5 protein-coding genes are annotated in these 6717 nt (G+C 43.4%); 3 read left to right on the top strand and 2 right to left on the bottom strand.

What is annotated here, in order from left to right; all coding sequences use genetic code 11:
- Nucleotides 1–72: 72 nt before the first annotated feature.
- Nucleotides 73–1284 (top strand): multidrug effflux MFS transporter, encoded by a 1212-nt coding sequence (locus B4J23_RS07900; RefSeq protein WP_291359816.1) that lies wholly within the window; start codon nucleotides 73–75, stop codon nucleotides 1282–1284.
- Nucleotides 1285–1363: 79 nt separating this feature from the next.
- Here the strand turns inward: B4J23_RS07900 and B4J23_RS07895 are convergent, their stop codons facing one another.
- The gene (locus B4J23_RS07895; protein WP_291359814.1) at nucleotides 1364–2071 is read right to left on the bottom strand and encodes a nitroreductase; all 708 of its coding nucleotides are present in this window, start codon (nucleotides 2069–2071) and stop codon (nucleotides 1364–1366) included.
- Nucleotides 2072–2998: 927 nt separating this feature from the next.
- On the opposite strand from B4J23_RS07895, the gene gltS reads away from it, so the two are divergent.
- Nucleotides 2999–4237 carry a sodium/glutamate symporter gene (gltS, locus tag B4J23_RS07890; protein ID WP_004784955.1) on the top strand — a complete coding sequence of 413 codons (1239 nt, stop codon included), beginning with the start codon at nucleotides 2999–3001 and terminating at the stop codon, nucleotides 4235–4237.
- Nucleotides 4238–4279: 42 nt separating this feature from the next.
- Nucleotides 4280–5755 (top strand): alanine/glycine:cation symporter family protein, encoded by a 1476-nt coding sequence (locus tag B4J23_RS07885; RefSeq protein ID WP_291359812.1) that lies wholly within the window; start codon nucleotides 4280–4282, stop codon nucleotides 5753–5755.
- Nucleotides 5756–5808: 53 nt separating this feature from the next.
- On the opposite strand, the gene B4J23_RS07880 is transcribed toward B4J23_RS07885, so the two are convergent.
- Nucleotides 5809–6717: chromate transporter (locus tag B4J23_RS07880; protein ID WP_291359810.1), on the bottom strand; the 909-nt coding region annotated here is incomplete at its 5' end.

Raw genomic sequence — 6717 nt, 5'->3', positions numbered from 1 at the left:
TAATTTCCATGTAAATCATACTATGCGCTATGTTAATTTGTCTGCCTACTACGCATTAAAATCTTTAATTACATGAACTCCAATTCGACAGCACCACGGCCTTATGCCATGTCCTGGATTATTTTGCTGGCTTCACTGACTGCACTTGGTCCTTTATCCATTGATATGTATCTCTCTGCCTTGCCAGAAATGGCAGCGGATTTTGGTGTCAGCACCCAGATGGTCTCCAATAGTCTGCCAGCTTATTTCCTTGGACTAGCGGTTGGGCAGTTGCTATATGGCCCGATCAGTGACCGAATTGGACGTAAGCCACCACTTTATTTTGGATTGTGCCTGTATATTCTGGCCAGCCTGCTGTGTATGTTTGCGCAGAATGAATGGAGCCTGATTGCAGCACGGGTATTACAAGCCTTAGGAGGATGTGTAGGAGTCGTGGTTGCCCGAGCAACCATTCGTGATCGGCTGGATATGCAGGCGGCTGCACAGGCCTTTGCCAGCATGATGATTGTAACGACCATTGCACCGATTATTGCGCCAAGTCTCGGCGCATGGGTACTGATGTTCTTTGAGTGGAATATTATTTTCTTGGTGCTGATGGGCTGTGGCTTGTTTAGTCTGGTCTGTGTGCATTTTTTCTTTCAGGAAACCTTGCCTCCGGAACGCCGTCTTAAACTGAATTTGCAGCAGGTATTGAGTTTATACCGAACCATTTTTCAGGATGAGAGTTTCAGACGACCGATGCTGGTGGGCTGTTTTTCTGGGGCGGTGATGTTCTGCTATATCAGCGCTTCTTCAGCCATTCTGATGGATCATTATCATCTCACTGAACAGCAGTTTGCTTATGCTTTCGGGGGGAATGCTGTGGGAATCATGCTGTTTTCGACCATGAATAAGCATCTGGCTCAATATCTTTCAGTATTAAGTCGTTTAAAACTAGGTGCCTCTTTACAGGGAATCGGTGTCCTGGCTTTACTGGTTTTAGGCTATCTGAATATTGAATCTGTTGTTCTGGTCATGGCGGCCTTATTTGTCGTTGTGGCCTCCATTGGTTTTGTGGGACCGAATGCGATGGCGCTGGCCATGGCAGAGCAGGGCGCGCGTGCCGGAACAGCCAGTGCGATTATGGGCAGTATGCAATTTGTCTGCGGTTTGTTGGGCGGAGTTTTATTGAACTTTATGTTCTGGGATGCTTTATTCAATATGGCCTTGGTGATGGCGATCTTTGTGGTTATAGCCTTTAGGTCTGTATTGAAATTAGAACTGCCTAGAGTTAAACAAAGATAAGAAGCTGCAAGAGCTCTATATCTCTATCAGATGATCCAAGCAGCTCAAAGTTGATGCTTGGATCATGACTTATCTAATCTTATTCATCTACAAAAACGGCAAATTCCTCTACCGGAACACGTGGGGTAATAAAGGTATTTACGATATGGTCTGGATCTGCATAGCCTAGTGACATGCCACAGACCAGCTCTTCATCTTTACCTGCGCCCAGTACATCCAGCACGATTCTATGAAAATGATTCCAGGCCGCCTGCGGACAGGTGTCCAGACCACGTGCCTTGGCAGCCAGCATCACGTTCTGAATCATCATGGAAATATCCATTTTTGAACCAACGCCCAAATCCTTATGCAGGGTGAAGAATAGCCCCACTGGTGCATCAAACAATTCAAAATTACGCAGGTTCTGGCGTGCCATTTTCTCTTTTTCGCCTTTCTGGATGTTTAACAAACCATATAAGCCCCAGCCATTTTCACGGCGTCGGTCGATATAAGGAGAGAACCATTGCTCGGGATAATAGGCAAAGGTTTCTTCATATTGCGCGGCCAGTGCCGTATTTTGATAAAGCTCCATTTGCGCCTGACAGACACGCTGCACCAGCTCGTCACGTTTTTTTCCTGTCAGCACATATACTTTCCATGGCTGGGTATTGGTCCCTGAAGGGGCACGGCTGGCTACAGTTAAAATGTCTTTGAGCATGTCGGTACTGACTGGCGTATCCAGAAAAGCACGAACTGAATGACGGGAAGTAATGGTTTGATCTACAGCATGAACGAGGTTTTGATCCATTTTAATTTCCAATCTCATATCCTTAATGATGGTGAACTGACTATAAACCAAACAAACCCTGTCGGGCAGGGGGAATTTTAGTTTCACAGTGAATTGAGATGATTAATAAAAATCACATGAATGAGAATGTACTTAGGTGATATAGGAGTTATATAAATAGCCTAAAAAATTTATTGAATGTTTAAACAAAATTGCTTCTGAACATGCAACCGATATTTTAGATGCTGATATCTTGAGCAATTAACATCAATGGCTGGAACTAAAAGGAAAGTTAAAAACAAAATAGAATGATTAAAATTCAATCTTAAAAATAAAATTAAATATCCGTTTTTACGTTCAATTAATATTTTATTTCGATTAAAATTTAGGGGTAGTAAACTATAAAAAATAAGAAGTTATAATTATTTTTTATATATTCGCTAAATATAGTTAATAAAAAACAATAAAACTTTATACAAAGAAACAGCATAATGTGCGACTTTTCAATTGAATACATGCATTTTGAAGAAATAATGAAGATTGCATGGTCAAGCTCTATTTGAAATATCATTATTCCAAATGACTTGATGAACTCAGTAAGGTTAAAAGCACTCATGCAGCAATTCATGCTGGTTGAGAAGTAAAAAATATAGGCTGGATGTTATCGCTATGAGTTGCACGCTTAGATGAATTTATGCATCTGGCGTAGCTGATGCAATCAGCAAAAGGCCGTTTTTCGCTTTTATAAATCTCTCACTGAATATGATCATCACGATGATATTCATAAGTTTGAAACAGATGCGGAATGCTTTGTTGATTCTAAAAGCGATGGATGAATGAAGAAGATGACAATTACATGGGGTAATGTAAGGTTTTCTTTTATAGAAATGAATCGCAACACGACTTTTAGAATGACAAAAATTCAAAACCATCTTGGACAAAAAAATTATGGATTTTACTTTTAACGCATTTTATACCCTGATCGCTGCAGTAATTGTGCTATTACTGGGCCGGTTTCTGGTGGATAAAATCGATTTTTTAAAACGTTACAACATTCCTGAACCTGTCGCAGGTGGTCTGGTTGCAGCGGTTATCTCTCTGCTGGTTCATTCGTTCTGGGGCTATAGCATTACTACGAGTGCAGAGCTGCAAACCAGTTTCATGCTGATTTTCTTTGCGTCAATCGGTTTAAGCGCGAACTTTGCCAAATTGCGTGAAGGCGGTATTGGACTGGTGATCTTCCTGGTTGCCATCTCAACATTTATTGCACTACAAAACGCAGTCGGCATGGGCTTGGCAAGTTTACTGGGTATTGATCCCCTGATTGGTCTGATTGCCGGCTCGATTACGCTGACTGGTGGACATGGTACTGCTGGCGCCTGGGGTGAAATTATGGAGGTTGAGCATGGTATTCAGGGGGCTTTGGCGCTCGGGATGGCAAGTGCGACCTTTGGTCTGATTATTGGTGGAATTATCGGTGGGCCTTTGGCGAAACTGTTGATTAACCGTCATAATCTTGCTGTGGCACGTACCGATCAGCAGATCGAAAAACGTGACAACACGCCAATGGACAGCACGACAGATGAATATGTGCAATTTGAATATCCACATCGTGTCCGTCTGATCACTGCCGATAATGCCATTACCACACTTGGTCTGTTTGCAGGCTGTCTGGCATTTGCGGAGCTGATGACTGGCTTCAGTAAAGATACAGTATTTGAACTGCCAACATTTGTATGGGCACTGGCAGGTGGCGTGATTCTGCGTAACGTGCTGGAAGGCATCCTGAAAATCCAGATCTTCGACCGTGCGATTGATGTGTTTGGTAATGCTTCATTGTCGCTTTATCTGGCCATGGCGCTGCTGTCATTAAAATTATGGCAACTGGCGGATCTGGCAGGACCATTGATGGTGATTCTCGGTGCACAGACCTTGACTATGGCTTTATATGCAGCATTTGTCACTTTCCGGGTGATGGGCAAAAACTACGATGCCGCAGTACTTGCTGCAGGTCACTGTGGTTTCGGGATGGGTGCAACCCCAACGGCTGTTGCCAATATGCAGGCGATTACCAATATGTATGGTGCGTCGCATAAAGCCTTCCTGATCGTTCCATTATGTGGTGCGTTCTTCGTTGACTTGATTAATGCCACGATCATCCAAATGATCTTGAAATTTTTCGTCTAATTTTAAGCTAGATAATGAGTCATAAGCTCATAAGGATATGACATGAATGATCAGCTAAATGAAACCTTACTGGGCTGGGTCGATGCCTTAAATGGTCCACTCTGGGACTTTTTGGTGGTGTTTCTAGTCGCAGTCGGTATTTTGTATACGATCATGACCGGTGCAGTACAGATCCGTTTATTCTGGCACAGTATCAAAGTCATGAAACGTAGTCGTGGCAAGGTCGATGATGACCATGGTATTACGCCGTTTCAGGCCTTTGTAACAGGTCTGGCTAGCCGGGTCGGTGTGGGTAATGTTGCAGGTGTTGCCATTGCGATTGCTGTCGGTGGTCCAGGTGCTGTGTTCTGGATGTGGTTTACTGCATTTCTGGGAATGAGTTCTGCTTTTGTAGAATCATCATTAGCCCAGTTGTTTAAAGTTCGGGATAACAAGAATCAGCAATTCCGTGGTGGACCTGCGTATTACATTACTCAGGGTCTTAAACAGAAATGGCTGGGAATTGTCTTTGCAATTGCACTGATTACGACCTATGGCTTTGTGTTCAATGCCGTGCAGGCCAATGCCATTACGGGTGCAACCTCACATGCCTGGGGCTGGAATGAAGCCAATCTGATGTTGCCATTAGGTGGTTTCGATCTGGAAGTTTCCTGGATTGGTCTGGTCTTGGTCTTGATTACGGCCATGATTATTTTTGGCGGGATCAAACGGATTGCAAAAGTTGCTGAAGGGGTGGTCCCTTTCATGGCAGTTCTTTATCTGGGTGTAGCTTTATATATCGCCGTCATCAATTACGATATGTTGCCGTCTATTTTTCAGCTGATCTTTAGCAAAGCATTTGAGTTTGAAGCAGCTGCAGGCGGTTTCTTCGGTGCCATGATCTCGATGGCCATGATGATGGGGATTAAGCGCGGTTTATTTTCGAATGAAGCGGGGATGGGTTCAGCACCGAATGCGGCGGCTGCCTCTGACGTGAAACATCCGGTGAATCAGGGTCTGGTTCAAATGCTTGGCGTATTTGTAGATACCTTCGTTGTGTGTTCATGTACCGCTATCGTGATTCTGGTTTCTGGCCTATATGAAAATGCCGGTTTTGAAGGCGTGACCTTGACCCAGATGGCACTTGAAAGCCAGATTGGTGCTTGGGGCGATGACTTCCTGGCCTTGATTCTGTTCCTGTTTGCCTATTCTTCTATCATTGGTAACTATGCCTATGCAGAAGGAAATATTCAGTTCATCAATAATAACAGCAAGGTCATGTTTATTTTCCGGTTGCTGGTATTGTTTATGGTGTATTTCGGCTCGATTGCCAGTGTGCCATTGATCTGGAATATGGCGGACCTGTTCATGGGCGTCATGGCCAGTATTAACCTGATTGCGATTGTGCTGCTGATGCCATTTATTTTGATGCTGCTCAAGGACTATACTGGTCAGCTAAAACGTGGCATCGAGCAACCAGAGTTTAAGCTCGATGACCATCCGAAATTTAAAGATAAAGTTAAATCAGATGTCTGGTAAGACTTGAGCAAAAAGCCCCGACTGGTTCGGGGCTTTTTTATGGGTTTAAATGGTTAGAATGACACAACATTAAGGTAGCTTTGATATAGGATAAATCCGGCAATCAGGCTGAACCAGACTGGTAATTTCGAACGTAACAGTAAAATCATCACGATGACAAAAACCAGATCAGACCAGGAACGAAAATATGCCTGAGAGAGATCAATCAGCAAATATAAAAGCAGTCCGACGACTGCCGCATTAATCCCGCTCACCGCCTGAAAAATAATACGTTGCTGCATTAACCATGACCAATAAGGCAAAGTAGCAAAAATCAGAAAAAATGAAGGCAGAAAAATGGCACAGGTTGCTAACAGTGCATTAATCCAGGATGAACCTGTCCAAGGTAACAGAGCACCGACATAGCTGGCAAAACTAAATAATGGACCCGGCATCAGCTGAGCAAACGCATAACCTAGATCGAAAGATTGGGGCGAAAGCAAATTGGTTGCCACAAAGTCCTGATGCAGCAAAGGCAGAATGACATGCCCGCCACCAAAAACTAGCGAACCGGTTTGATAGAAATCAGCAAAAAATGCGAGTTCAGGCCAAGAACCAGATTTGACTAGTAGAGGAATCAGGAAAAACGGTAATAAAAATGCGATGAACCAGTAAGGTGCATGACGTGGCCGAATATAACTTGAGTGAATGGTAGATGAATTTGAAGCAGGCTTATTTTCCCGAAAAGGACTAGAAAATTTTGCCATTACGAGGCCAAAAACTGCCCCTAAAATAATGACCAGTAGCTGATTCAAACTGATACTAATGAAGCTTAGGATCAGGACTGAAATGAAGACCAGTACATACTGCCAGATGCTCTTGCAGAAGCTATTGAGCATTTGCCAGAATGCCCAGACGATTACAGAAAAAACGATCAATTGAATGCTATGAAAGCTGTTTGAGTTTAGAATATGGAAATAGTA

Source organism: Acinetobacter sp. UBA3025 (assembly GCF_002367915.1).
Taxonomy (GTDB): Bacteria; Pseudomonadota; Gammaproteobacteria; order Pseudomonadales; family Moraxellaceae; genus Acinetobacter.
Note: the sequence above shows the minus strand (reverse complement) of the source record. Positions and strands in the feature narration are given on the sequence as shown.